This window comes from Pseudomonas sp. LM13, assembly GCF_041381355.1.
In the GTDB taxonomy this organism is placed as follows: Bacteria; Pseudomonadota; Gammaproteobacteria; order Pseudomonadales; family Pseudomonadaceae; genus Stutzerimonas; species Stutzerimonas frequens.
The window spans coordinates 1-24,646 of the sequence record NZ_JACBXH010000041.1; the positions used below are offsets into that span (position 1 = coordinate 1).

20 protein-coding genes and 1 pseudogene are annotated in these 24,646 nt (G+C 63.3%); 9 read left to right on the forward strand and 12 right to left on the reverse strand.

What is annotated here, in order from left to right:
• Positions 1-191: 191 nt before the first annotated feature.
• Both HZR81_RS19580 and polA read right to left on the reverse strand, forming a co-directional pair.
• A complete protein-coding gene (locus HZR81_RS19580) occupies positions 192-710 on the reverse strand; it encodes an Hcp family type VI secretion system effector (RefSeq protein WP_003286458.1) in 519 nt (172 codons plus the stop codon).
• Positions 711-1,239: 529 nt separating this feature from the next.
• Complete coding sequence (polA, locus tag HZR81_RS19585) at positions 1,240-3,984, reverse strand: DNA polymerase I (protein ID WP_500129027.1); 2,745 nt, start codon at positions 3,982-3,984, stop codon at positions 1,240-1,242.
• 76 nt (positions 3,985-4,060) lie between these two features.
• Between polA and HZR81_RS19590 the strand changes: the two genes are divergently transcribed.
• The 6 genes from HZR81_RS19590 (at position 4,061) to ppnN (ending at position 9,340) form a co-directional block, all read left to right on the forward strand.
• Entirely contained in the window at positions 4,061-4,345 is a 285-nt protein-coding gene (locus HZR81_RS19590) for a DUF2782 domain-containing protein (protein ID WP_013981312.1), read from the forward strand.
• Between the two features lie 24 nt (positions 4,346-4,369).
• Complete coding sequence (locus HZR81_RS19595) at positions 4,370-5,323, forward strand: homoserine kinase (RefSeq protein ID WP_500129028.1); 954 nt, start codon at positions 4,370-4,372, stop codon at positions 5,321-5,323.
• A 157-nt stretch (positions 5,324-5,480) separates the two neighbouring features.
• Positions 5,481-6,107: a CDP-alcohol phosphatidyltransferase family protein gene (locus HZR81_RS19600; protein WP_500129029.1), complete on the forward strand. Its 627-nt coding sequence runs from the start codon at positions 5,481-5,483 to the stop codon at positions 6,105-6,107.
• 52 nt (positions 6,108-6,159) lie between these two features.
• Positions 6,160-6,780: a lysophospholipid acyltransferase family protein gene (locus HZR81_RS19605; RefSeq protein WP_102839214.1), complete on the forward strand. Its 621-nt coding sequence runs from the start codon at positions 6,160-6,162 to the stop codon at positions 6,778-6,780.
• A gap of 1 nt (position 6,781) precedes the next feature.
• A complete protein-coding gene (locus HZR81_RS19610) occupies positions 6,782-7,711 on the forward strand; it encodes a phosphatidate cytidylyltransferase (RefSeq protein WP_156245612.1) in 930 nt (309 codons plus the stop codon).
• 255 nt (positions 7,712-7,966) lie between these two features.
• Positions 7,967-9,340 carry a nucleotide 5'-monophosphate nucleosidase PpnN gene (ppnN, locus tag HZR81_RS19615; protein ID WP_500129030.1) on the forward strand — a complete coding sequence of 458 codons (1,374 nt, stop codon included), beginning with the start codon at positions 7,967-7,969 and terminating at the stop codon, positions 9,338-9,340.
• A 78-nt stretch (positions 9,341-9,418) separates the two neighbouring features.
• Here ppnN and HZR81_RS19620 read toward each other — a convergent pair whose 3' ends face one another.
• From HZR81_RS19620 to HZR81_RS19650, 7 genes and pseudogenes are all read right to left on the reverse strand, one after another.
• Complete coding sequence (locus HZR81_RS19620; protein ID WP_500129031.1) at positions 9,419-10,126, reverse strand: TSCPD domain-containing protein; 708 nt, start codon at positions 10,124-10,126, stop codon at positions 9,419-9,421.
• Between the two features lie 63 nt (positions 10,127-10,189).
• Entirely contained in the window at positions 10,190-12,340 is a 2,151-nt protein-coding gene (locus HZR81_RS19625; protein WP_500129032.1) for an adenosylcobalamin-dependent ribonucleoside-diphosphate reductase, read from the reverse strand.
• Positions 12,341-12,591: 251 nt separating this feature from the next.
• Positions 12,592-14,297 (reverse strand): annotated as a pseudogene (ltrA, locus tag HZR81_RS19630) (group II intron reverse transcriptase/maturase).
• 840 nt (positions 14,298-15,137) lie between these two features.
• Positions 15,138-15,266 (reverse strand): hypothetical protein, encoded by a 129-nt coding sequence (locus tag HZR81_RS19635; RefSeq protein WP_500129033.1) that lies wholly within the window; start codon positions 15,264-15,266, stop codon positions 15,138-15,140.
• A 234-nt stretch (positions 15,267-15,500) separates the two neighbouring features.
• On the reverse strand, positions 15,501-15,656 hold the full coding sequence (gene rpmG, locus HZR81_RS19640; RefSeq protein ID WP_003284185.1) for a 50S ribosomal protein L33: 156 nt from the start codon (positions 15,654-15,656) through the stop codon (positions 15,501-15,503).
• Between the two features lie 11 nt (positions 15,657-15,667).
• Positions 15,668-15,904 carry a 50S ribosomal protein L28 gene (gene rpmB / locus HZR81_RS19645; RefSeq protein WP_102839211.1) on the reverse strand — a complete coding sequence of 79 codons (237 nt, stop codon included), beginning with the start codon at positions 15,902-15,904 and terminating at the stop codon, positions 15,668-15,670.
• A gap of 295 nt (positions 15,905-16,199) precedes the next feature.
• Positions 16,200-17,822, reverse strand: a complete 1,623-nt coding sequence (locus HZR81_RS19650; protein ID WP_500129034.1) for an AMP-binding protein — start codon at positions 17,820-17,822, stop codon at positions 16,200-16,202.
• A gap of 169 nt (positions 17,823-17,991) precedes the next feature.
• On the opposite strand from HZR81_RS19650, the gene HZR81_RS19655 reads away from it, so the two are divergent.
• Positions 17,992-18,777, forward strand: a complete 786-nt coding sequence (locus HZR81_RS19655) for an IclR family transcriptional regulator (RefSeq protein ID WP_003284189.1) — start codon at positions 17,992-17,994, stop codon at positions 18,775-18,777.
• Between the two features lie 3 nt (positions 18,778-18,780).
• Here HZR81_RS19655 and HZR81_RS19660 read toward each other — a convergent pair whose 3' ends face one another.
• A complete protein-coding gene (locus tag HZR81_RS19660; RefSeq protein ID WP_125867646.1) occupies positions 18,781-19,359 on the reverse strand; it encodes a TetR/AcrR family transcriptional regulator in 579 nt (192 codons plus the stop codon).
• A 100-nt stretch (positions 19,360-19,459) separates the two neighbouring features.
• Between HZR81_RS19660 and HZR81_RS19665 the strand changes: the two genes are divergently transcribed.
• Together HZR81_RS19665 and HZR81_RS19670 are read left to right on the forward strand one after the other, a co-directional pair.
• Complete coding sequence (locus HZR81_RS19665; RefSeq protein ID WP_500129035.1) at positions 19,460-20,344, forward strand: alpha/beta hydrolase family protein; 885 nt, start codon at positions 19,460-19,462, stop codon at positions 20,342-20,344.
• A gap of 144 nt (positions 20,345-20,488) precedes the next feature.
• Positions 20,489-21,847 (forward strand): spinster family MFS transporter, encoded by a 1,359-nt coding sequence (locus tag HZR81_RS19670; protein WP_500129036.1) that lies wholly within the window; start codon positions 20,489-20,491, stop codon positions 21,845-21,847.
• A gap of 441 nt (positions 21,848-22,288) precedes the next feature.
• Here HZR81_RS19670 and HZR81_RS19675 read toward each other — a convergent pair whose 3' ends face one another.
• Together HZR81_RS19675 and HZR81_RS19680 are read right to left on the reverse strand one after the other, a co-directional pair.
• The gene (locus tag HZR81_RS19675; protein ID WP_500129037.1) at positions 22,289-23,431 is read right to left on the reverse strand and encodes an acyl-CoA dehydrogenase family protein; all 1,143 of its coding nucleotides are present in this window, start codon (positions 23,429-23,431) and stop codon (positions 22,289-22,291) included.
• 12 nt (positions 23,432-23,443) lie between these two features.
• On the reverse strand, positions 23,444-24,640 hold the full coding sequence (locus HZR81_RS19680) for an acyl-CoA dehydrogenase family protein (protein WP_500129038.1): 1,197 nt from the start codon (positions 24,638-24,640) through the stop codon (positions 23,444-23,446).
• Between the last annotated feature and the right edge of the window lie 6 nt (positions 24,641-24,646).

Below are 24,646 nucleotides of genomic sequence, written 5' to 3' on the forward strand. Positions count from 1 at the left end.
GCGAACATCCATGTTCCTCCTGTTCAGTCCATGTATCAGCGCATGGGCGCTTGCGGAGCCCCGTGTAACACAGGCCGGCCGCTCTAGAATGCATGGTTCGCGCATTCCAGAACGACGATGGCGGAATCTGTTCAGTGCTTCGCAAAAAGCATTCGGCCAGGCGAGCCTGGCCGAAGCGGGACCGCGGCGAATCAGCCAGCGATCGGGGTGCGCCAGTCGTCGGAGCCGGAGGTGCCGGATACCTCGTGGGTCCAGACGATCTTGCGATAGGTGAAGTACACGTCTTCCAGATGGGTGAAGTGGGACATGTTCGGGTCCTGGCAGTTGGGCATGCGCGACTGCACGTCGACGATCACCGCATCTTCCAGTTCGATGGTGAAGTAGTGTTCCTGAGTACCGGTGGACGAGGTGCGATACCACTCCAGACGGCACTTGTTCAGACGCTCGCCGGAAGTCAGGGCGTTGAAGATCAGCGGTGACGACTTGTCGAACACTTTGGTGATCATCAGAGGCTTGTGTACACGCTGGCCAGTCGGCTGACCGGACTGCGGGTCACGCGGGATGATGACCTGATGCTGGAAGGCCTGCACCAGGATCTGGTCCTCATGGCCTTCCTGGAAAATGTTGCCAACCGAGTCCTCGGTGAAGGTGCCGGCAGTGATCAGGCCTTGCTTGGTGCCTTCGAGGGACAGATACGCGGGTGTTGGCATGGGTGCTCTCCTTGTCTGAAATGAGTGCCGAATGGCCATTTCGTAACAACAAGCGCCGTGCCAAAAAGCAAAAAACTCCTTACCTATCAAATAGATAAAAGAAACCCTTTACGCAGCCCGAATGGCAGAAGTGATGCTCAGCACAAAAAGCTGTGCAACTTTCTGCGCAGCCGAGGCAGCAACTTGCGCAACGCTACCCAACTCCCGGCAGATCGCGCTGCGAACAGCTTACTCACAAGGTTATCCACAGAACGCCTGCGCAAGAACCTGCGCAGCACCACTACTGCTGGCGCAGCGTCTTGTCATTTCTCCGGGCAAAAAAAAACCTCGAACTTCATTGGGGGAGGGGGAAGTTCGAGGTCGAATCCGGACCGCTAGGGCGGGGTCCAGAGATCTGCCAACACTTAACACAACAAGGAGCATCGAAGGGCTTTTACACCCTTCGCATGCTCTGACCGGATGGTTGCGCCGTAAGTTCAACGCGGACGAAAAAAATTTCGTCGACTACCGACATTTTTCGGCAGCCCGGTCAGTGCGCCTCGTCCCAGTTGTTGCCCACGCCGGCCTCGACCAGCAACGGCACGTCCAGCTGGGCCGCCTCGCTCATCAACGGGCAGATCTGCTGACGGACCTGCTCGACCAGGTCTTCGCGCACTTCCAGCACCAATTCATCGTGGACCTGCAGGATCACCCGCGCATCCAGCCCGCTGTCCTGCAGCCAGCCGTCCACGGCGATCATGGCGCGCTTGATGATGTCCGCCGCGGTGCCCTGCATCGGCGCGTTGATCGCGGTGCGCTCGGCGCCCTTGCGCATGGCGCCGTTCTTCGAATTGATCTCGGGCAGGTACAGCCGCCGACCGAACAGTGTCTCGACATAGCCCTGCTCGGCGGCCTGGGTGCGGGTGCGCTCCATGTAGGCGAGCACGCCGGGGTAGCGGGCGAAATAGCGGTCGATGTACTCCTGCGCTTCCTTGCGGCCGACGTCGATCTGCTTGGCCAGGCCGAAGGCGCTCATGCCGTAGATCAGGCCGAAGTTGATGGCCTTGGCGCTGCGCCGCTGATCGTTGCTGACTTGCTCCAGCGGTACGCCGAACACCTCGGCGGCCGTGGCGCGGTGCACGTCCAGATCGTTCTGGAACGCGTGCAAGAGGCCGGCATCCTGCGCCAGGTGGGCCATGATGCGCAGCTCGATCTGCGAGTAGTCCGCCGCCAGCAGCTTGTAGCCCGGCGCCGCGACGAAGGCCTGGCGAATGCGCCGCCCCTCGGCGGTGCGGATCGGGATGTTCTGCAGGTTCGGGTCGCTGGAGGACAGCCGGCCGGTGGCGGTCACCGCCTGGTGGTAGCTGGTGTGGATGCGCCCGGTGCGCGGGTTGATCTGCTTCGGCAGCTTGTCGGTGTAGGTGCCCTTGAGCTTGCTTAGGCTGCGGTGCTGCATGATCACCTTGGGCAGCGGGTAATCCTGCTCGGCCAGTTCGGCCAGCACGCTTTCGGCGGTGGACGGCTGGCCACCGGCGGTCTTGGAGATCACCGGGCAGCCGAGCTTGTCGTAGAGAATCGCGCAGAGCTGCTTGGGCGAGCCGAGGTTGAATTCCTCGCCAGCGATGTCGAACGCCTCGCGTTCCAGCTGCACCAGCTTGTCGCCCAGCTCGACGCTCTGCTGGCCAAGCAACTGTGCATCGACCAGCGCCCCGTTGCGCTCGATGCGCGCCAGCACCGGCACCAGCGGCATCTCGATCTCGGTCAGCACCCTGAGCAGCGATGGCGTCTGCTCCAGCTTGCCGAGTAGGGTCTGGTGCAGGCGCAGGGTGACGTCGGCGTCCTCGGCGGCGTACGGGCCGGCCTGTTCGATGGCGATCTGGTCGAAGGTCAGCTGCTTGGCGCCCTTGCCGGCAATGTCCTCGAAGCGGATGGTGCCGCGACCGAGGTACTTGAGCGCCAGGCTGTCCATGTCGTGACGGGTGGCTGTGGCGTCCAGCACGTAGGATTCGAGCATGGTGTCGAACGTCATGCCGCGCATCTCGATGCCGTAGTGCATCAACACGTTCATGTCGTACTTGCCGTGCTGGCAGATCTTGGTCTTGGCCGGATCTTCCAGCAGCGGTTTGAGCGCACCGAGCACGGCATCCAGCTCGAGCTGCTGCGGCACGCCCATGTAGGAATGGCGCAGCGGCACGTAAGCCGCCTGGCCCGCTTCGACGGCAAAGGACACGCCGACCAGCTCGGCGCGCTGCGCATCGAGGCTGGTGGTTTCGGTATCGAAGGCAAAGCATTCGGCCGCCTTCAGACGCGCCAGCCAGCGCTCGAAATCGGCCTGCTCCAGCAGGGTCTCGTACTGGGCCTCGGCCTGGATCGAGCAGCCTTCTGGCTGCACCTCGCAGTTCTCCCCAGCCGCCTTGGCCTCGCGCAGCAGCTCGTCCAGCCACTGCTTGAATTCCAGCTCGCGATAAAGGGCGCTCAGCGCCTCACGGTGCGGTTCGCCGGGCATCAGGTCACCGACCTGGACGTCCAGCGGCACGTCGATCTTGATCGTCGCCAGCTCGTAGGACATGAAGGCCGCATCGCGATGCTCCTCCAGCTTGGAGCCCAGTGACTTGGCACCGCGAATCGGCAGCCCGGCAACCTGATCGAGGTTCTCGTAGAGCCCCTTGAGCCCGCCCGGGATGCCGTTGAGCAGGCCACACGCCGTCTTCTCGCCCACGCCTGGCACGCCAGGAATGTTGTCGACCTTGTCGCCCATCAGCGCGAGGAAGTCGATGATCAGTTCCGGGCCGACGCCGAACTTGGCCTTCACGCCCTCGATGTCATAGACGCTGCCGGTCATGGTGTTGACCAGCGTGACATGCGGGCAGACCAGCTGGGCCATGTCCTTGTCGCCGGTGGAGATCACCACATCACGGCCCAGCGCCGCGCATTGCCGCGCCAGGGTGCCGATGACATCGTCGGCCTCGACCCCTTCCACGCACAGCAGCGGCAGCCCCAGTGCACGGACACTGGCATGCAGTGGCTCGACCTGCGAGCGCAGGTCATCCGGCATCGGCGGGCGGTGCGACTTGTAATTCTCGAACAGCGCGTCGCGGAAGGTCGGACCCTTGGCATCGAAAACCACGGCGAACGGGCTGTCCGGATATTGTTTGCGCAGGCTCAGCAACATGTTCAGCACGCCCTTGACCGCGCCGGTCGGCTTGCCAGTAGAGGTGGTCAGCGGAGGCAGGGCATGGAAGGCGCGATAGAGGTAGGACGAACCGTCCACCAGGACGAGGGGGGCTTGGCTCATGAGCGGAATCAACCTTTTCGGCGGGCCCGGAGCTAGAATGCCAAGGACCACTTATCGACAAAGGGACAAGGTTACCATGCGCGCTCTCAAACACCTGATGCTGGCCAGCCTGCTGGCATGCGCCCCTCTGGCCGGCTTCGCCCAGGAGTCGGTCGAAGGTGAGCCGGACGTAACCATCCGTCAGGAAGGCGATCGCACCGTCGAGGAATATCGCGTCAACGGCTTCCTCTACGCCGTGAAAGTCACGCCCAAGCACGGCAAGCCCTACTTCCTGGTGCGGGCGGACGGCAACGACGGCAACTTCGTACGCTCCGACCAGCCGGACATGCTGATCCCCGCGTGGAAGATCTTCAGCTGGTAATCCAGACATCCGCCGGAGGACAACATGTCGGTATTCACGCCCCTGCAACGTGATGAACTGGAGGCCTTTCTGGCGCCCTACCGGCTCGGCCGGCTGCGCGACTTCCAGGGCATCGCCGCAGGCAGCGAGAACAGCAACTTCTTCATCAGCCTGGAGCAGGGCGAATACGTGCTGACCCTGGTCGAGCGCGGCCCGCGCCAGGACCTGCCGTTCTTCATCGAACTGCTCGACGTGCTGCACCGCGCCGGCCTGCCGGTGCCCTATGCGCTGCGCAGCGAGCAGGGCGAGGCGCTGCGCGAGCTGGCGGAGAAGCCCGCGCTGCTGCAGCCGCGACTGCCCGGCAAGCACGTGGTCGAGCCCAACCCGCACCATTGCGCCGAAGTCGGTCGGCTGCTGGCGCGTCTGCATATGGCCACCCGCGAACACATCCTTGAACGCGCCAGCGACCGCGGCCTGGACTGGATGCAGGAACAGGGGCCGAGCCTGGCGCTGAGCCTGTCCGAGGACCAGCTGCCGCTTTTGCGCGACGGCCTGGCAGAAATCGCCGAGCTGCGCCCGAAACTCCTCGCGCTGCCACGCGCCAACCTGCACGCCGACCTGTTCCGCGACAACGTGCTGTTCGAAGGCAGCCACCTGACCGGCGTGATCGATTTCTACAACGCCTGCTCCGGGCCGATGCTTTATGACCTGGCCATCGCCGTGAACGACTGGTGCTCGCACCCCAACGGCGAGATTGACAGTGAACGCAGCGAACCCTTGCTGGCGGCCTACTCCGAGCTGCGTCGCTTCACTCCGGCCGAAGCCGAGCTCTGGCAGCCGATGCTACGCGTGGCCTGCGTGCGCTTCTGGCTGTCGCGGCTGATCGCGGCGCAGCGTCACGAAGGCAAGACAGACGTGCAGGTGAAAGATCCCGGCGAATTTCATCGGCTGCTGAAAGCACGCCAGCATCCCTCCAGCGCGCTGCCTTTCGCCTTCTAGGCCGCCGGTACTGCGCGGCGAAAGCGTTCAACACCTCGCAAATTTTCCAGCGCAACTTGCTACAGCGCAGGCTTTACCCCAAAGTGCCGGGCGCACAGGATGCGCGCCGGCGTGAGCCGAAATGCGCGACGCCCCCATCATCGAAAGGAATCGATGCATGCCCTCCATCTACCAGCTCAAACCCCGTTTTCAGGCACTACTGCGCCCGCTGGTCCAGCGCCTCCATGACAGCGGCATCACGGCCAATCAGGTCACGCTGGCAGCGCTGGTCGTGTCGCTGGCAGTCGCAGCGGCGGTCGCGCTGCTGATCGAGCACCTCTGGGTCTTCCTGCTGATCCCACTGTGGATGCTGCTGCGCATGGCACTGAACGCCATCGACGGCATGCTGGCGCGGGAATTCGGCCAGCAATCGAAGCTCGGCGCCTACCTCAACGAACTCTGCGATGTTGCCGCCGATGCGGCGCTCTATCTGCCGCTCGCGCTGGTGGCCGGCGTCTGGCCTGCTGCCGTGGTACTGGTGGTGGTGCTCGCAGCGCTCACCGAGTACGCCGGTGTGCTCGGTCCGATGGTGGGCGCATCACGTCGTTACGATGGCCCGATGGGCAAGAGCGACCGGGCCTTCGCCTTCGGCGTGCTGGCCACTGGCGTCGCCCTGGGCCTGTTGCCAGCCGCCTGGATCAACGGCTTGTTGCTGCTGATCGCCGGGCTGTCGATCCTCACGCTGGGCAACCGGGTCAGACAAGGCCTGGCGGAAACCGCATCGGCGCCCGCCGAAGCGGACTGAATCGCCACCCGCCCGCACCACCGACTTCCCGCCCGATACCGAGGAACATCCCATGCTCGGCGCTCTGCTCGCCTTCGCGATCACTTCCGTTGCACGCCTGCTGACCGGTACGCGCAGCCTCTGGATCGGCTGCGCGCCGCTCAACAGGCAACGCATCTACTTCGCCAACCACAGCAGCCACGGTGATTTCGTGCTGCTCTGGGCATCGCTGCCGCCTGACCTGCGGCGCAGGACCCGCCCCGTCGCCGGCGCCGATTACTGGCAGAGCAGCGCATTGCGCCGCTTCGTCATCCATCGTCTGTTCAATGGCGTGCTGGTGGATCGTGAGCGCAGCGGCCCGGAGTCGAATCCGCTGCAACCGATGCTCGACGCCCTGGCCGCCGGCGATTCACTGATCCTCTTCCCCGAGGGCACGCGCAATCTGGAAGAAGGCCTGCTGCCCTTCAAGAGCGGGCTGTATCGCCTGGGCCTGGCGTGTCCGGACGTGGAGCTGGTGCCGGTGTGGATCGCCAACCTCAATCGGGTGATGCCCAAGGGCCGCAGCCTGCCGCTGCCCCTGCTGTGCAGCGTCAGCTTCGGCGCGCCCATGAGCATCGAAAAGGACGAGGACAAGGACGCGTTTCTGCAGCGCGCTCGCCTGGCTCTGCTAGAACTGGCCCCAAAGGAAGACTGACATGGATCGCAATACCCTGCTGCTGTTCGCCGGTATCGGCGCCCTGCTCGCCCTGGCCTCGCTGATCGGCTTTGTCCTCAAGCGCCGCAGCGGCGGCGAGAGCCCGGTGATCGACAACCTCAATGCGCGCATCAATGCCTGGTGGGTGATGGTCGCGCTGATCGGCATCGCCTTCTGGCTTGGCCACACGGCCGTGGTGATCCTCTTCTACCTAGTGTCGTTCTTCGCGTTGCGCGAATTCATGACGCTGACGCCGACACGCAGCAGCGACTATCCGGCGCTGGTCGCGGCGTTCTATCTGGTGCTGCCGCTGCAGTATCTGCTGGTGGCGGTCGGCTGGTACGGCCTGTTCGCCATCTTCATTCCGGTCTACGTGTTCCTGTTGCTGCCCATCCTGGCGTCGCTGGGTGGCGACACCACGCGCTTTCTCGAACGCGCCTCGAAGGTGCAATGGGGCCTGATGATTGCAGTCTTCTGCGTCTCCCACGTCCCTGCCCTGCTCACCCTGGAGATTGTCGGCTACGAAGGTCGCAACCTGCTGCTGATCGCCTGGCTGATCATCGTCGTGCAGCTCTCCGACGTGTTGCAGTACGTCTGCGGCAAGTTGGCCGGCAAGCGCAAGATCGCCCCGCGCCTATCGCCGTCCAAGACCGTCGAAGGCTTCGTCGGCGGGATATTCCTCGCGACGCTGATCGGCGCGGCGCTGTTCTGGATCACCCCGTTCGCCTGGTGGCAGGCGGCCCTGATGGCGCTGCTGCTTAACCTGCTGGGCTTCTTCGGCGGCCTGGTGATGTCGGCGATCAAGCGCGACCGTGGCGTCAAGGACTGGGGGCACATGATCGAGGGCCACGGCGGCATGCTCGACCGGCTGGATTCGGTCTGCTTCGCCGCGCCGATCTTCTTCCACCTGGTGCGCTACGGCTGGACCTGAGCTACTACGAACGACGCGCAGCAGGGCGAACCGCCGCCCACCGGGACGGTCGAACCAGGACCACGGGCCAGCGGGCGGCGCTGCTGCTCGCACGGTGAACGCGGATCGCCACCGCTGCCATGTCCTCGCGTTAAGATGTCGTCACATACGCTGTCGCCAGCACGCTGGGCCAACCCCTGCTGCCGGCGATTACGCAGCCGCCGTTTCGATGCATCAGCTCCTCGATGGCGTGGCCATCGCATTCAGGAACCATCAATGACCCAACCCCTCGTAATCAATGCCTCGGTGAGCCCCAAAGGCAGCCTGGAAACGCTTTCCCAGCGCGAAGTGCAGCAACTGAGCGAAGTCGGCTCCGGCAGTACCCACAAGCTGTTCCGCCAGTGCGCGCTGGCCATCCTCAACACCGGCACCCGCATCGATAACGCCAAGACCATTCTCGAGGCGTACGAAGACTTCGAGGTGCGCATCCTGCAACAGGACCGCGGCGTGCGCCTGGAGCTGTTCAACGCACCGGCCGATGCGTTCGTCGACGGCGAGATGATCGCCAGCACCCGCGAGATGCTGTTCAGTGCCCTGCGCGACATCGTCTACACCGAGAGCGAGCTGAGCAGTGCACGCATCGACCTGGACAGCTCGCAGGGCATCACCGACTACGTCTTCCACCTGCTGCGCAATGCCCGCACGCTGCGCCCGGGTGTCGAGCCAAACATGGTGGTGTGCTGGGGCGGCCACTCGATCAGCACCGAGGAATACAAGTACAGCAAGCGCGTCGGCCATGAACTGGGGCTGCGCAGCCTGGATATCTGCACCGGCTGCGGCCCCGGCGTGATGAAGGGTCCGATGAAGGGCGCCACCATCGGCCATGCCAAGCAGCGCCGCGTCGGCAGCCGCTACCTGGGGCTGACCGAGCCGGGCATCATCGCCGCCGAGGCGCCAAACCCGATCGTCAACGAGCTGGTGATCCTGCCGGACATCGAGAAGCGCCTGGAAGCCTTCGTCCGGGTCGGCCATGGCATCATCATCTTTCCCGGCGGGGTCGGCACCGCCGAAGAGTTCCTCTACCTGCTCGGCATCCTGCTGCACCCGGCCAATCGCGACGTGCCTTTCCCGGTCATCCTCACCGGCCCGAGCGACGCAGCGGACTATCTGCAGCAGCTGCACGATTTCGTCGGCGCCACCCTCGGCGAAGAAGCGCAGCAGCGCTATCAGATCATCTTCAACGACCCCACCGAGGTGGCGCGGCAGATGACCGAGGGCCTGCGCGAGGTGCGCCGCTTCCGCCGCGAACGCAACGACGCGTTCCATTTCAACTGGTTGTTGAAGATCGAGGAAGGCTTCCAGCGGCCCTTCGATCCCACCCACGAGGCGATGGCCAACCTGCAGCTGCGTCGCGACCTGCCGGCCCACGAGCTGGCCGCCAATCTGCGCCGGGCGTTCTCCGGCATCGTCGCCGGCAACGTCAAGGACAAGGGCATTCGCCGCATCGAGCAGTACGGCCGTTACGAGATCCATGGCGACGCGGCGATCATGCAGCCGCTGGACAAGCTTTTGCAGGCCTTCGTCGAGCAGCACCGCATGAAACTGCCGGGAGGCGTGCCGTACACGCCCTGCTATCGCGTGGTGACCTGAGCGCGCCTCGCCTCGCGCCAACGAAAAAGGCCCGTGGCATCAGCCCGGGCCTTTTTTTTCATCCTACCGCGTGAGCGGTCAGCCACATTTGGAGTTGCCGCAGTTCAGGCAGGTGGCGCAGCCATCCATCTGCACCACGGCCTGGGTGTTGCACTTGTTGCACAGCTGCGCGCCGGCCGGGAAGCCTTCACCCGGCTCCACCGCCACCGCACCCTGGCTGGCCTCGTAGGCGGCGCGCTTCTCGGCCAGGTATTTGAGCTGGGTTTCGTCCAGGGCATGGCCTTCGAGCATGCCGATGGCAATCAGATGGCGCTCCAGCACCGCGCCGATTTCGGCAACGATCGAGGGCATGTAGACGCCACCTTTCTTCAGGTAGCCTCCACGCGGATCGAACACCGCCTTGAGCTCCTCGACGAGGAAGGTGCAGTCACCGCCCTTGCGGAACACTGCGGACATGATCCGGGTGAGCGCGACGATCCACTGGAAGTGGTCCATGTTCTTCGAGTTGATGAAGATCTCGAACGGCCGGCGCTGCTCGTGCGGCGTGCCGGCGTTGAGCACGATGTCGTTCACGGTGACGTACAGCGCATGTTCGAACAGCGGCGACTTGATCTTGTAGGTCATGCCGATCAGGGTTTCCGGGCGCTGCAGGCTCTCGTCCATCTCCACCACATGGACGGCCTTGCTCGCCGTGCCATCGCTGCCGCTGGTGGCGGTCGCGGGACGCTCGAGGGTCTCGTCGACGACCTTGAAGCCCTTGATGCGCTGGGTGATCTTTACGGTCATTGTGCAATCTCTCCTGCCGGGCGGTGCTCGCGGCCCGGCGTCCAAACGGTTGGCGGGCCGGCTTCAGTACTTGCCGTAGTAGCCTTCTTTGAGGGCGTCGAACAGGTTGGCGGCGGTGTTCACCTCGCCGTCATATTCGACCTCCTGGTTGCCCTTGAGCTCGACCACGCTGCCGTCTTCGAGGGTGAAGCGGTACAGGGTCTTCTCCAGGTCGGCCTCCTTGACCAGCACGCCCTGGAAGGCCGCCGGGTTGAAGCGGAAGGTGGTGCAGCCCTTGAGGCCCTGGCGCCAGGCATAGCGGTAGATGTCCTTGAACGCCTCGAACGGGTAGTCGGTCGGCACGTTGGCGGTCTTGGAGATCGACGAATCGACCCAGCGTTGCGCGGCGGCCTGGATATCCACGTGCTGGGTCGGACTGACGTCATCGGCGGTGATGAAGTAGTCCGGCAGCTTCTCGCCCGGCTCGTCGGATCCCGGCTTGGCGCGCTCATTGATCAGCGTGCGATAGGCCAGCAGCTCGTAGCTGAACACCTCGATCTTCTCCTTGGCCTTGCGGCCAGGTCGGATCAGGTTGCGCGAATAGTGATGGGCGAAGCTCGGCTCGATGCCGTTGGAGGCGTTGTTGGCCAGGCTCAGGCTGATGGTGCCGGTAGGCGCGATCGAGCTGTGGTGGGTGAAGCGCGCGCCCTGCTCAGCCAGCGCCTCGATCAGCTCGGGCGCGTACTCGGCGATCTTCTGCATGTAACGCGAATACTTGGCATGCAGCACGCGACCGGAAATCTGGTCGCCGACCTTGTAACCGTCCTTGGCCATTTCCGGACGCTTGCGCAGCATTTCGGCGGTAACTTCGAAGGTCTGGCTCAGCAACGGTGCCGGGCCCTTTTCCTTGGACAGCTCCAGCGCCTGCTCCCAGCCGACCAGCGCCATCTCGCGGGCGACTTCCTCGGTAAACACGCAGGCTTCCGAGCTGCCATAGCGCAGCTTGAGCAACGTCAGGGTCGAGCCGAGACCGAGGAAGCCCATGCCGTGGCGGCGCTTGCTCTCGATCTCGTGGCGCTGCTGCTCCAGCGGCAGGCCGTTGATCTCGACGACGTTGTCCAGCATGCGGGTGAAGACGCGCACCACTTCGCGGTACTTGTCCCAGTCGAAGCGCGCTTCGACGCCGAACGGGTCGATGACGAAATGGGTCAGGTTGATCGAGCCCAGCAGGCAGGAGCCGTATGGCGGCAGCGGCTGCTCACCGCAGGGGTTGGTCGCGCGGATCGCCTCGCACCACCAGTTGTTGTTCAGCTGGTTGACCCGGTCGATGAGGATGAAGCCGGGCTCGGCGTAGTCGTAGGTGGAGACCATGATCATGTCCCACAGATGCCGCGCCTTGACCCGCCCGTAGATCTTGCAGGCCACCAGGCCATCGTCGCGCACGATGTAGCCGTCGTGCACCGGCCATTCGCGCCAGACCACCTGGGCATCGTCGGCCAGATCCAGCTCGGCGGCTTCCTTGGCATGCACCGGGAAGATCAGCGGCCACTCGCCGTCGGCCTCGACGGTCTGCATGAACTCGTCGGTGATCAGCAGGCTCAGGTTGAACTGACGCAGGCGGCCGTCCTCGCGCTTGGCACGGATGAACTCGCGCACGTCCGGATGGCCGACGTCGAAGGTGCCCATCTGCGCGCCGCGGCGGCCGCCGGCCGAACTCACGGTGAAGCACATCTTGTCGAAGATATCCATGAACGACAGCGGGCCGCTGGTGTGCGCGCCGGCGCCGGAAACGAACGAGCCGCGCGGGCGCAAGGTGCTGAACTCGTAGCCGATACCGCAGCCGGCCTTGAGCGTCAGCCCGGCCTCGTGGACTTTGCCGAGGATGTCGTCCATCGAGTCGGTGATCGAGCCGGAGACGGTGCAGTTGATGGTTGAGGTGGCCGGCTTGTAGTCCTGCGCGCCGGCGTTGGAAATGATCCGCCCGGCCGGGATGGCGCCATTGCGCAGCGCCCAGAGGAAGCGCTCGTACCAGTGCTCGCGCTGCTTGGCCGGTTCGACGTCGGCCAAGGCACGGGCGACTCGCTGCCAGGTGTCATCGACGGTCTGGTCGATGGGCGTACCGTCCTTGCTGCTCAGGCGGTATTTCTGCGACCAGATGTCCTCGGAAGCCGCCTGCAGGGCGATGCTGGAAGTGCTCTTGCTGTCTGCCGCGATGGGCCCGTCCGTCTTCGCCATGCGCTGCGCATCCTCGTGCCGAAAGTGGGAGAAAGGGGAAACCCGTACGATAGCGAATTTCCTTGGGGAGCATATGACTCTTGTCAAATTACCCGGAGCGCTGACGAACGATGCGCGATGTCCGGCCCAGAAACGAAAAAACCCGCCGAATGGCGGGTTTTTCCTTCAAGGGGCCGATGTCGGGTAGAGATGAGCCATTGCTGGCCCACCTCCCCCTAAGAACCGTACGTGCGCCTTTCAGCGCATACGGCTCAAGCCTTTAGCAAAGCCCCCGCAGTAGCCGGCTTACTCACTGTCAGGCCACGGCTATAGCTGCTGATGGCAGTTCGGGTGCAGCAGCACCCGGTTGACCAGTGCATCGCTTCCGCCTTGCGTGCGGTGGACGATGTGATGGTCGTGCCATCCCGTTTCCTTGGTTATCGGTTGTCCACAGAGTACACACCGTCCTCTCTGGCTCACGTACAGGCTTGTGATCTGCTTTCGGTACTTCAGCTTTTTCAGCATCCGATCCATCCGCAGCTTCTCGCCCATTGCTTCCATCGAGGGATCAAAGGGGTTGTATTCCCCCGTTGATCTTAATGTGCCGCTCTATTGGTGTCTCCGACAGGGTATGCAGCACAAAATCCTTCTTGCCCCCTTCCTCGGTGAATACCGTGGCAGCAAACACCCAGTTCTTGCTCTCGCTCGTCCGGAAATACTTCTTCCGTATCCATTCGAGATTTTTCCTTGAGTGCCGCCGTTTCGCCCAACGCCATAACGCTTGAAAAAGCAGGAAATCCATACGACTGAACGCCTGCTTGGCAACCACGGGCTGGTGATACAACGCCCAGCCCTTCAAGATCGGATTGAGCAGGCGGATCAGATTATCCTGCCTCATCGTCTTGTTGCTGCTGATCGCTTCCCTCACCTTGCGATAGAACGCTTGCGCGTTTTTCTTGCTCGGCTTGATCAGGAGCTTCCCGTCATACTTACGGAAGTTCCATCCCAGGAAGTCAAAGCCTCGATCTATATGAACGATCTGCGTTTTCTCGGGTGACAACCGCAGCCCGCGCACCGCCAGGAACTGCTCTACCCAAGGTTTGACCTCATTTGCCAGCATCTCCGGAGAGTCGCCAGTAATCACGAAATCATCCGCATAACGCACCACATGTATCTTCAGCCTCTTTGCCTTCGCCCGTCCCAAATACTGCTTGAGACCTGACTCCAGCCCGTCCAGCACCATATTTGCCAAGGTCGGCGAGATGATCCCGCCTTGTGGCGTACCGGCATCCGTTGCCTGTAGCTGGCCTTTGTGTATTACACCAACCTTCAACCATTTCCAGAGAACCGCTTTATCCGTGGGGATATTCGCGACCAACCAGTGGTGATTGATGTGGTCGAAGCAGCCTTCGATATCCGCCTCCAGTACCCATCGAGCCGAGGCTTTCTGGGACAAACAGGTGAATAGCTGACTCATTGCATCCGCCGTCGAGCGTTCGATCCTGAAGCCGTAGCTGTTCGGATCGCCTTTGGTTTCTGCAATGGGCGCCAGTGCCAGCAGGTACAACGCCTGCATGGCCCTATCGGTCATGGTCGGGATGCCCAGAGGGCGCTCCTTCCCATTCGACTTCGGAATGAACACACGCCGTAAAAGCCGTGGTTGGTATCCGCGCCGCTTCAATCCATTTGCCGCTTTCCATTTGGCGTCAGGTGTATCCCAGAGCACGCGGTCGACTCCCGCCGTGCGCTTACCCTGGTTTTCAGTGACTCGTCGTACAGCCAAGTATCTGGCCGACTTCGAGCGGGTCAGCATTCGTTGCAGGGCTTTCACCCTGCGCCATTTGCCTTCCCGACAAGCCTTCGCAATCCGTATCTGCATTCCCCGGACGTTCCGCTGAACCCGACACCAGTCGATGTCGTGCCACTGCTGCGGAGTGCCGGAAAGCGCAGACCCGACCTGTTGGCTGAGCTCTCTCATGCTGCTTTCCTCTCAAGATGGTTGAACCATCCCAAGCGGAAGACACACGCAGGCCCCTGACGGGAAGCGCGTATCCCGCCAGGGTTGGTTTGGTAAGACTCGATGAAGCCGAGCCTGAAATTCATGAGACAGGGTCAGTCAGACGTCATGCGACGAAAGACCACGCAGAAGTCTGCCCGGTTTCCCGTGGGGTAATGTTCCAACCCCTATCCGGACCATTACAGCCCGGCATTCGCTTTCTCTGCGATCCCATACCCGCACTGCCAACAGTTCGCCTTGCGGCTCACCTGCCACGAGGGCAGCAATACGGGCTTACCACGTTCCCTATCTGTCACACGACTGGTTTAGGACCTGCCTATTCGCCGGTGGTACTAAGACGACGTATCCCCATAATCGACAGGGATAACCGACCACGCACCTTTTGGTTATTGCCTAACAGCAGTTTTGGCAATTTGATCATAACGACGTTTATCAGCAGTTCACTTACGTTGCCCATGCCAGTCAGCCTAGCGCCTCAACCCGGTACTGCTCCGAGCATCCACGGCTTGCCTCACGGCAGAACCGCACCCTCGCGGGGGCTACATTGTCGGGAAAGCTTCACACCCCACCGTTACCAGTGACGCATGTTTCCCTAGGCTGTCGTTGGTCGTACAACGAGTCCGCTACCGTTCCGTACAGGCAATGGCTGGACAATGACAGACAGAGCTTTCGCTCATGTCTCCGGTTGATGTGAACAAGGACTGGTGACCAGCTTGCTCAAGGTGATTGCCTCTCGTTTTCTAAGGCGAGAGGAGCCCCAGCGGGGGCTCGCCCCGCGTGGGTATAGGTACTACAGCCGAACTAGATGTGCTTTTGCCTGAGTCTTTTCATCTTGCACTTGATATCAGGCAACAAGGCATAAAGCCCTGTCCCGCCCATTACGACAACAATCATGGCAAGAATGATCAAACCGGACGTTTGCTGATCCATTTCGACCTCCTACAAGTAGGCATCCATCATCGATTACGATGACCGCTCATTCTTCCGAATGCTAAATGAGCTTAGGTTAAGCCAGCCGCCGCTGCGACCCATAGCTTTCAGACTCGGCTACGTGGGTATGTTTTGTTTCTTAGAGCAACGCTCTAAGCATTTGGATTCCTTCCAGAAATCCACCAAGATGACATGACACCTCGGTTCGGAGACACGCTACGCGTGTCGCACCAATTACTTGATCTTGGCTTCCTTGTAGATCACGTGCTTGCGAACGACCGGATCGAATTTCTTGATTTCGATCTTGTCGGGGGTGGTGCGCTTGTTCTTGTCGGTGGTGTAGAAGTGGCCGGTACCGGCGCTGGACACCAAACGGATCAGGTCACGCATGATTGCTCTCCTTAAACCTTTTCGCCGCGGGCGCGCAGCTCGGCCAGAACGACGTCGATGCCACGCTTGTCGATGATGCGCATGCCTTTGGCACTCAGGCGCAGACGCACGAAGCGGTTCTCAGACTCGACCCAGAAGCGATGATGCTGCAGGTTCGGCAGGAAACGACGACGGGTTTTGTTGTTTGCGTGGGAAATGTTGTTCCCGGTTACCGGACCCTTACCGGTAACTTGACAGACTCTCGACATGCCTCAGCCCTCTAAAACCACATGCCCAACCCGGCATGGGTTGGCCGCTTGAATTCACTTGTCAGTTCGGCGCTCAGCGCCACGATTCATGGGGGTCTTACCGGCCACGCTGCGAGCGAAGATACCGGGCCCCTAGAAAAGAGCGCTGCTTTATATCAGAAAGCCCCCTGAGCAACAAGCGCGGATTGTTTTTTCCGCCCGGCTGCGCTGGGCTCTCGAAGCCCGCCGACAGGCTTGTGGGGCGCTTGCTGCAACAGCCCCGCTCGTCGCCTCGCTACATATATATAGGCAGCGATCAGCTCGCCGCTGCCCGCGCCTCGTCACGCAGCTGGCGGCGCAGCAGCTTTCCCACCGCCGTCTTCGGCAGCTCGTCGCGGATCTCGATGGCGCTCGGCAGCTTGTAACCGGTCAGGAACTGGCGGCAGTGCGCGAGCAGGGTCTGATCATCGGTCGCCTCCCGCAGGCTGACGAAGACCTTCACCGCCTCGCCCTTGCGCGCATCCGGAATGCCCACCGCCACGCATTCACGTACCGACGGGTGCTGCATCAGCACATCCTCGATCTCGTTGGGGAACACGTTGAAGCCGGACACCAGGATCATGTCCTTCTTGCGATCGACGATCTTCACGAAACCCTCGGCATCCAGCAGCGCGATGTCACCGGTCTTGAGCCAGCCGTCCGCGGTGATCACTTTGGCCGTCTCCTCCGGTCGCTGCCAGTAGCCTCGCATCACCTGCGGCCCGCGCAGCCAGAGCTCGCCCGGCATCTCCGCCGGTACGTCGTTGCCGTCGTCGTCCACGGTGCGCAGCTCGGTGTCGATCAGCGCCTGGCCGATGTAGCCCTCGCGGTAGGGGCTCAGCTGAGTACCGGTCGCCACAACCGGCGATGCCTCGGTCAGGCCGAAACCTTCGCGGATCGGCGCACCGGTCAGTGCCTGCCAGCGACGCCCGACCTCGCTGTTGAGCGGCGCACCGCCGGAGGTCGCCCATTTGAGGTGCGAGAAATCGATGCTGCGAAATTGCGGGTGGTTCATCAGACCGACAAACAGCGTGTTGATGCCGCTGAGCAGGCTGAATGGGTGACGCTGCATGGCGCCGATGGTTTCGTCCAGGTTGCGCCCGTCGCGAATGAACACGGTGTGCAGCCCCATGCCCACCGAGCTCAGGCAGTTCGTGGCGAAAGCCATGATGTGATACAGCGGCAACGGCGCGATGCGCACATCCTTCTCCGGCTCCAGCAGGCCCGGCTTGTCGAACAGCTCGATGGTCTGCAGCACGTTGGCCAGCAGGTTGCGGTGACTGAGCATCGCGCCCTTGGACACACCGGTGGTACCGCCGGTGTATTGCAGCAGCGCCAGCCGCTCGAGCCCGACCACGCAGTCCAGCGCCGGGCTCTGTTCACCCAGCCGCAGCGCCTGCATGAAGCGCTCTGTTGCCGGCTCCAGGCTGTCATAGACCGGCGCCTGCAGATCCTCGACGCTGGTGAGGATGATCCGTTCCAGTGCGGTGTCGGCCTGTACCGCCCGCATCAGCGGCAACAGCCGGTCGAGCACCAGAATCGCCCTGGCGCCGGAGTCGCGGAACTGATGGCGCGCCTCGGCGGCGGTGTATTGCGGATTGGTATTGACGATCACCAGCCCTGCCTTGAGTGCGCCAAACACGGCGATGGGATATTGCAACGAGTTGGGCAACTGCAGCGCCAGCCGGTCGCCGGGTTGCAGTCCAGCGTGATGCCGCAGGTAGCGTGCGAACGCGTCGGCAAGGCTGCCCAGCTCGGCGTAGGTGAGGTGGTCGTCGCCACAGGAAAACGCCGTGCGCTGCGGGTGCTTGGCGCAGGCCAGGGTCAAGAGGTCATGGACGTTCTGGTAGCCGCCACGGGCCAGTTCGGCAGCCACGTAGCCTTGCACGGAAGCGGACATCGACATTCTCCAAAATGAATTATTGTTTTACTGTGCGAAACTGGATGTCGAATCCGATACTAGACGATCGATTTTCACCTCGCAATGATCGCCATTGGCCGCACTGCTCGCGATCGGGCGATCTGCTATCGTTCGCCCCCGCTGCCCACTAGCCAGAAAGACCGAGACCATGAGCGACGACATCGAAGACACCGGCACCCCCAAGGATCGCAAGTTCGTCGAGGCCCTGGCCCGTGGGCTGGACGTGCTGCGTGCCTTCACCCATGGCTCGGTGGTGATGGGCAACCAGGACATCGCACGCATCACCGGGCTACCCAAGCCCACGGTGTCGCGCATGACCTACACGCTGACCAAGCTCGGCTACCTCAGCTATTCGCAGCAGCTGGAGAAATACCAGCTCGACTCCGGCGTGCTGGCGCTGGGCTACGCCTACGTCTCCAACCTGCGGGTGCGCCAGCTGGCCAAGCCGTACATGGACGAATTCGCCCGCCGCACCAACACCACCGTGGGTCTGACCTGCCGCGACCGGCTGTCGATGATCTACGTGGAAAACTGCCGCCCGGCCGAGGTCACCACCCTGCGCATGGACGCCGGCGTGCGCCTGCCGCTGGCCACCACCGCCGCCGGGCGCGCCTTTCTCGCCGCCACCCCCGAGAAGGAACGCGAGCATCTGATGGCCGCTCTGGCCGCCAAGTATGGGGATGGCTGGGCGGCGATCCGCGACTCGCTGCAGGCGTCGTTCGAGGAATTCGCCCGTCACGGCTTCTGCCTGTCGCTCGGCGACTGGGACCGCAACGTGATGGCCGCCGGTGTGCCGCTGCACCTGGCCGACGGCAGCATCATGGCGCTCACCTGTGGCGCGCCGTCATTCCAGCTCAGCGAGGACACCCTGAAGAACTCGCTGGCCCACCAGCTGGAAATGCTCGCCCGCGATATCGAGAGCCTCGGCGTCTGATCGTCAGGCCCTGACGCTGGCCCAGGCGATTTCCGCGAGCAGCTCGCGGCAGTCGGCCAGCGCGGTACGGGAGCGTCCCGCCAGCCAGTTACGCGCCATGTCGTGGCAGGGGCCGATCACCACTGCCAGGAAGCAGTCGCCTGGCATCCGCCGGAACGCCCCGCTTTCGCGATGCCGCCGCAGAATCGCTCCGACCCGCTCACCGTGGGCGCGATTGACCTCGCGCAGCCGTTCGCCCATCTCCCCGGCCTCGACCCGCCCGCGGTTGTGCAGGACGAAACGCGCCCAGTCCGGATTGGCCACCACCCAGTCGATATAGCTGGTGACGAACAGCCGGACGCAGGCCTCGGCATCCAGCGTCTCGATCAGCCCGGCTTCGAGCAACGCGGCATACTCGCCGATGCCTTCCAGATACAGCGCGGCGATGATCCGCTCGCGATTGCCGAAGTGGTGATAGAGGCTGCCGATGCTGGCGCCGGAGCGATCACGAATCATCTCGATGGTGGTCGCCTCGACACCGAACTCGGTGAAACAGGCGAGTGCGGCCTGAAGGATTTCCTGCTTGCGGCTACTACGGGCCATCCGGCCTCCAGTCTGAACTAGAATAATTTTCTAGAATTATCTTCTACCCTTCGTATACTGCACCGATCGCAGCAATCGCAGAAGCGCGGAGAACAACAAGATGGCGACGATACAGGTTGAAGAACGCTCCATCGACAACGGCAACGGCCACGCCCTGTCCAGCCACTGGTATCAGCCGAGCAGCCCGCCATGCGGCGTCGTGCTGATCGCGCCGGCGATGGGCGTGCCGCAGCGCTTCTATACCGACTTCGCCACCTGGCTGGCCGGCCAGGGCTACCTGGCGGTGACCTTCGATTATCTGGGCATGGGGCGCTCACGGCGGGTGCCGCTTCGCCAGTTGAACGTCGACATACTCGACTGGGCGCGCCACGACTGCAGCGCGGTGCTGGCCAGGGCCGCCGAGGCCGCCGGTGAGCTGCCGCTTTACTGGATCGGCCACAGTGTCGGGGCGCAGATCCTGCCGCTGGTCAAAGGCCATGAGTGCCTGACCCGCATCGTCACCATCGCCGCCGGCAGCGGCTACTGGCGCGAGAACAGTCCGCAGATCCGCAACAAGGCCTGGCTGCTCTGGCATGGCCTGGCGCCCGTGCTGACCGCGGTGGCCGGCTACTTCCCGGGCGGACGCATCGGGGCGGTCGGCGACCTGCCCGCCGGGGTGATTCGCCAGTGGCGGCGCTGGTGTCTTCATCCGGACTACCTGGTCGGTGTCGAGGGCGAGCCCATGCGCCAGGCCTTCGCAGCCGTGCGCACACCCCTGACTTCGCTGTCCTTCAGCGACGACGAAATGATGTCGGCGCGCAACACCGAATCCCTGCATGGCTTCTACAGCTCGGCACCAAAAACCATGCAGCGCATCGCGCCCGCGGAAATCGGCGCCACGCGGATCGGCCACTTCGGCTTCTTCCGTCGCGGTTTCGCCGACAGCCTCTGGACGCCCCGCTTGTTGCCAGAGCTGATGCCGGGTCAACAACAAACGGTGGCGTGACTCCTAACTATCGGTTTCGCAGAGCGGAACACTGCTAGCATATTTCGAAACATATGCGAGGGTTATTCACCTTGCCGTATGGCTGATCTCCGACAAAAGTGAGGATGGGCTGGTTACAGCCCTCCTCGCCAATGGAGCCTTGCCATGCACAACAACAATAACGGCTACCCCTCGAGTGCCCGCGCCTGGGTCACGGTCGCCATCCTCATGCTCGCCTACGTGCTGTCCTTCGTTGACCGGCAGATTCTCAACCTGCTGGTCGAACCGATCCGCCGCGATCTGGACATCACCGACACCCACATGAGCCTGCTGATGGGCTTCTCCTTCGCGGTGTTCTACACCATCTGCGGCGTGCCCATCGGGCGCCTGGCCGACCGCAAGAGCCGCCGCGGCATCATCGCCATCGGTGTGCTGGTGTGGAGCCTGATGACCGCGCTGTGCGGCACGGCCAAGACCTTCTGGCAGTTCCTCGTGTTCCGCATCGGCGTCGGTGTCGGCGAGGCGGCGCTATCGCCCTCGGCCTATTCGCTGATCGCCGACAGCTTTCCGCCAAAGCTGCGCGGCACCGCGATGAGCGTCTATTCGATGGGCATCTACATCGGCTCAGGCCTGGCCTTTCTGCTCGGCGGACTGGTGGTCAAGTTCGCCTCCGCACAGGGCGATGTGGAGCTGCCGATGCTCGGCATGGTGCGCCCGTGGCAGCTGATCTTCCTCGTACTCGGCGCGGCCGGTGTGCTCTTCACCGCCGTGCTCTTGCTGATCCGCGAGCCGTCGCGCAAGGGCGTCGGCGCCGGCGTCGAGGTGCCGTTGAGCGAAGTGGCCGGCTACATCCGCCAGAACCGTCGCACCGTGCTCTGTCACAACTTCGGCTTCGCCTGCCTGGCGTTCGCCGCCTACGGCAGTTCGGCGTGGATTCCGACGTTCTTCATCCGCACCTACGGCTGGTCGGCCAGCGACGTCGGCGTGCTCTACGGCTCGGTGGTGGCAGTGGCCGGCTCGATCGGCATCATCGCCGGCGGGCGGCTGTCGGACCTGTTGCACCGCCGCGGTTATCGCGACGCGCCGCTGCGCGTCGGCATCATCTCCGCTGCGCTGACCCTCCCGCTCAACCTCGCCTACCTGGCCGGCACCGGCGAACTGGCGCTGGCGCTGATCGCCCTGCACGTCTTCACCATCGCCATGCCCTTCGGCGTGGGCCCGGCGGCGATCCAGGAGATCATGCCCAACTCCATGCGCGGCCAGGCGTCGGCGGTATACCTGTTCGTCATCACCATGGTCGGCCTGGGCATTGGCCCGACCGCGGTGGCGCTGGGCACCGATTTCGTCTTCGGCGACGACAACGCCCTGCGCTATTCGCTGCTGATCGTCACCGGCATCGCCCTTGTCGGCGCGATGATCCTGCTCGGCATGGGGCTCAAGCACTACCGCGGCAGCCTGGATCGCTTGCAGGAATGGAAGCCGCAGGGTGCGGCGCCAGCCGAGGTAGAGGCGAAACCGGCCTGATCGGACGCGGGACGCCAGGCGCGGGGTGGATCGCGCTTCACCGATCCACCGATCCACCGCCCCACCGATCCACCGATCCACCGATCCACGGGTGCCGACCCAACCGCGTGGATTTGAAAAGCGACATCCACCCTACGAACTGCCACCGGTGTGAACGATCACCTCGCGAGCGTGCCGGCCATGGCACGCCCCGAGTGGCACGCAACGGCGGAAGAGGCTTCGCCGTCTTCCACCCTACGAGACTGCCACCTTGCGCGCAGCGCCGTAGGGTGGGCTTCAGCCCACCGTTTGGTTGCTGGCGCGAGCTGAAGCGGAACGCCGCCCTACAGAAGTGAAGACGATGCCCCGCCACACCTGCCCGCAGTCGGCTAAGCACCTGACCCTATCTCTGCAAAGCAAAACCGGGCCACAGAGGCCCGGTCGTGTGTCGCGATTGGCGCGTTACGCCACCTGCATCAACTTGGCGTACGCCTTCAGATGGTGGTCGTCGTCACCGAACTGGTGGGCGATCATCACCAGGCGCTTGGCGTGGTGGGCGAGGTTGTATTCCCAGGTCATGCCGATGCCGCCGTGCAGCTGGATCGCTTCCTCGGCCACCTTGCGTGCGGCGCGGGCGCAGATGTATTTGGCGGCGGCGATGATGCGACTACGCTCGTCGTTATCTTCGCCGTCGGCAAAGGTCGCGGCGAGGATCGCCATGCTGGTGGCCTGCTCCAGCTCGGTCTGCATGTCCACCATGCGGTGCTGCAGCACTTGGAACTTACCGATTGGCACGCCGAACTGTTTGCGCGTCTTCAGGTAATCCAGGGTCAGCTTGCAGGCTTCGTCCATGCTGCCCAGCGCATCGGCGCACTGCGCGGCGATGGCGCGGCCTTGCTGGTAGCGCAGGGCAGGCAGTGCATTGCCGATCTCGCCAAGCAGCGCGTCAGCACCGACCTGCACGTTGTCGAGGAACAGCTCGCAGCCCTTGCGCCCGTCGATGGTCGGGTAGACGCGACGGCTCACGCCCTGGGCGTTCGGATCGACGAGGAACAGGCTGATGCCGGTTTCGTCGCGGCTATCGCCGGCGGTGCGCGCCGAGACGATGATCCTGCCGGCGCTGTGCCCGCCAATCACCACGGCCTTGCGCCCGGACAGGCGATAGCCGCCGTCGACCGCCTCGGCCTTGGTCTGTACGTCGTGGAGGTTGTAGTGGCTCTGCGGCTCGTCGAAGGCCACAGCCAGTTGCAGCGAACCGGCCGCGACCTGCGGTAGCAGATCCTCTTTCTGCGCGTCGCTGCCCAGCTGGCTGAGCAGGCCGCCGCCATAGATAACCGATTGCAGATACGGCTCCAGCGTCAGGCCGCGGCCCAGCTCGGTCATTACCAGCATGGTTTCCACGCCGCCGCCGCCAAAGCCGCCGATCTCTTCGGCGAACGGTACGGCGGTCAGGCCCAGCTCGCCCAGTTGCCCCCAGAACTCGGTGGAGAAGCCCAGCTCCGACTCGCTGAATTTCTCGCGCTGCTCGAACGGGTAGGCGTCGCGCACCAGGCGCGCCGCGGTGTCTTGCAGCATTTGCTGCTCTTCAGTCAGTTTGAAGTCCATTGCGGTGCCCCCTTACAGCTCGAGAATCATCTTCGAGACGATGTTCTTCTGGATTTCGTTGGAGCCGCCGAAGATCGACAGCTTGCGCATGTTGAAGTAGTCGCCTGCCAGCGACGCGCTGTAGTCGGCATGCAGCAGCTCGCCGTCATAGCCCAGCTGCAGCTCTTCTTCGAGGAACGGCAGCGCGTACGGCCCGATAACCTTGCGCAACAGGTGAGTGATCGCCTGGCGAATCTCGGTGCCCTTGACCTTGAGAATCGACGACTCGGCACCGGGCACGCCGCCTTCCTTCGCCGCGGCGAGGATGCGCAGGGTGCTCATCTCGATGGCCATCAGCTGCATCTCGACCTCCGCGACCTGAGCGCGGAACAGCGGGTCTTCAAGCATCGGCTTGCCGTCGCAGACTTCCTTCATCGCGATGCGCTTCAGATGCGCCAACACCGCCTTCGAAGAGCCGATGCCGGCCAGGCCCGTGCGCTCGTGGGTCAGCAGGTACTTGGCGCAGGTCCAGCCCTGGTTTTCCTCGCCGACTAGGTTCTCCACCGGCACGCGGACGTTGTCGAAGAAGACTTCGTTGACCTCGTGGTCGCCGTCCAGGGTGATGATCGGCCGCACGCTGATGCCCGGGCTTTTCATGTCGATCAACAGGAAGCTGATGCCGCGCTGCTGCTGGGCTTCGGGGTCGGTGCGCACCAGGCAGAAAATCATGTTGGCGTGCTGGCCGAGGGTGGTCCAGGTCTTCTGGCCGTTCACCACATAATGGTCGCCGTCGCGTACGGCGCGGGTCTTCAGGCTGGCCAGGTCGGAGCCGGCACCGGGCTCGGAATAGCCCTGGCACCACCAGTCCTCACCGGAGAGGATGCGCGGCAGGTAATGGTCGATCTGCTGCTGGGTGCCGAACTTGATGATCACCGGGGCGACCATGTTGACGCCAAAGGGCACGGTACGCGGCGCGCCGAAGGCCGAGCACTCCTCGTCGAAGATGTGCTTCTCGACCGGGCCCCAGGTGGTGCCGCCCAGCTCCACCGGCCAGCCCGGCGCATACCAGCCGCGCTTGACCAGGATCTGCTGCCAGCGCTCGTGATCCGCTTTGGACATGTGCTTGCCGAGCTTGACCTTGGCGGCGATGTCCGCCGGCAGCTCGCTTTTCAGAAAGGCGCGTACTTCATCGCGGAAGGCGAGCTCTTCGGCCGTGTAGTTGACGTTCATGGGAAA

What these genes read in the sequence shown, in the direction of transcription:
- HZR81_RS19580 (WP_003286458.1), bottom strand. Translation starts at nt 710, where the DNA reads ATGCCAACACCCGCGTATCTGTCCCTCGAAGGCACCAAGCAAGGCCTG.
- polA (WP_500129027.1), bottom strand. Translation starts at nt 3,984, where the DNA reads ATGAGCCAAGCCCCCCTCGTCCTGGTGGACGGTTCGTCCTACCTCTAT.
- HZR81_RS19590 (WP_013981312.1), top strand. Translation starts at nt 4,061, where the DNA reads ATGCGCGCTCTCAAACACCTGATGCTGGCCAGCCTGCTGGCATGCGCC.
- HZR81_RS19595 (WP_500129028.1), top strand. Translation starts at nt 4,370, where the DNA reads ATGTCGGTATTCACGCCCCTGCAACGTGATGAACTGGAGGCCTTTCTG.
- HZR81_RS19600 (WP_500129029.1), top strand. Translation starts at nt 5,481, where the DNA reads ATGCCCTCCATCTACCAGCTCAAACCCCGTTTTCAGGCACTACTGCGC.
- HZR81_RS19605 (WP_102839214.1), top strand. Translation starts at nt 6,160, where the DNA reads ATGCTCGGCGCTCTGCTCGCCTTCGCGATCACTTCCGTTGCACGCCTG.
- HZR81_RS19610 (WP_156245612.1), top strand. Translation starts at nt 6,782, where the DNA reads ATGGATCGCAATACCCTGCTGCTGTTCGCCGGTATCGGCGCCCTGCTC.
- ppnN (WP_500129030.1), top strand. Translation starts at nt 7,967, where the DNA reads ATGACCCAACCCCTCGTAATCAATGCCTCGGTGAGCCCCAAAGGCAGC.
- HZR81_RS19620 (WP_500129031.1), bottom strand. Translation starts at nt 10,126, where the DNA reads ATGACCGTAAAGATCACCCAGCGCATCAAGGGCTTCAAGGTCGTCGAC.
- HZR81_RS19625 (WP_500129032.1), bottom strand. Translation starts at nt 12,340, where the DNA reads ATGGCGAAGACGGACGGGCCCATCGCGGCAGACAGCAAGAGCACTTCC.
- HZR81_RS19635 (WP_500129033.1), bottom strand. Translation starts at nt 15,266, where the DNA reads ATGGATCAGCAAACGTCCGGTTTGATCATTCTTGCCATGATTGTTGTC.
- rpmG (WP_003284185.1), bottom strand. Translation starts at nt 15,656, where the DNA reads ATGCGTGACCTGATCCGTTTGGTGTCCAGCGCCGGTACCGGCCACTTC.
- rpmB (WP_102839211.1), bottom strand. Translation starts at nt 15,904, where the DNA reads ATGTCGAGAGTCTGTCAAGTTACCGGTAAGGGTCCGGTAACCGGGAAC.
- HZR81_RS19650 (WP_500129034.1), bottom strand. Translation starts at nt 17,822, where the DNA reads ATGTCCGCTTCCGTGCAAGGCTACGTGGCTGCCGAACTGGCCCGTGGC.
- HZR81_RS19655 (WP_003284189.1), top strand. Translation starts at nt 17,992, where the DNA reads ATGAGCGACGACATCGAAGACACCGGCACCCCCAAGGATCGCAAGTTC.
- HZR81_RS19660 (WP_125867646.1), bottom strand. Translation starts at nt 19,359, where the DNA reads ATGGCCCGTAGTAGCCGCAAGCAGGAAATCCTTCAGGCCGCACTCGCC.
- HZR81_RS19665 (WP_500129035.1), top strand. Translation starts at nt 19,460, where the DNA reads ATGGCGACGATACAGGTTGAAGAACGCTCCATCGACAACGGCAACGGC.
- HZR81_RS19670 (WP_500129036.1), top strand. Translation starts at nt 20,489, where the DNA reads ATGCACAACAACAATAACGGCTACCCCTCGAGTGCCCGCGCCTGGGTC.
- HZR81_RS19675 (WP_500129037.1), bottom strand. Translation starts at nt 23,431, where the DNA reads ATGGACTTCAAACTGACTGAAGAGCAGCAAATGCTGCAAGACACCGCG.
- HZR81_RS19680 (WP_500129038.1), bottom strand. Translation starts at nt 24,640, where the DNA reads ATGAACGTCAACTACACGGCCGAAGAGCTCGCCTTCCGCGATGAAGTA.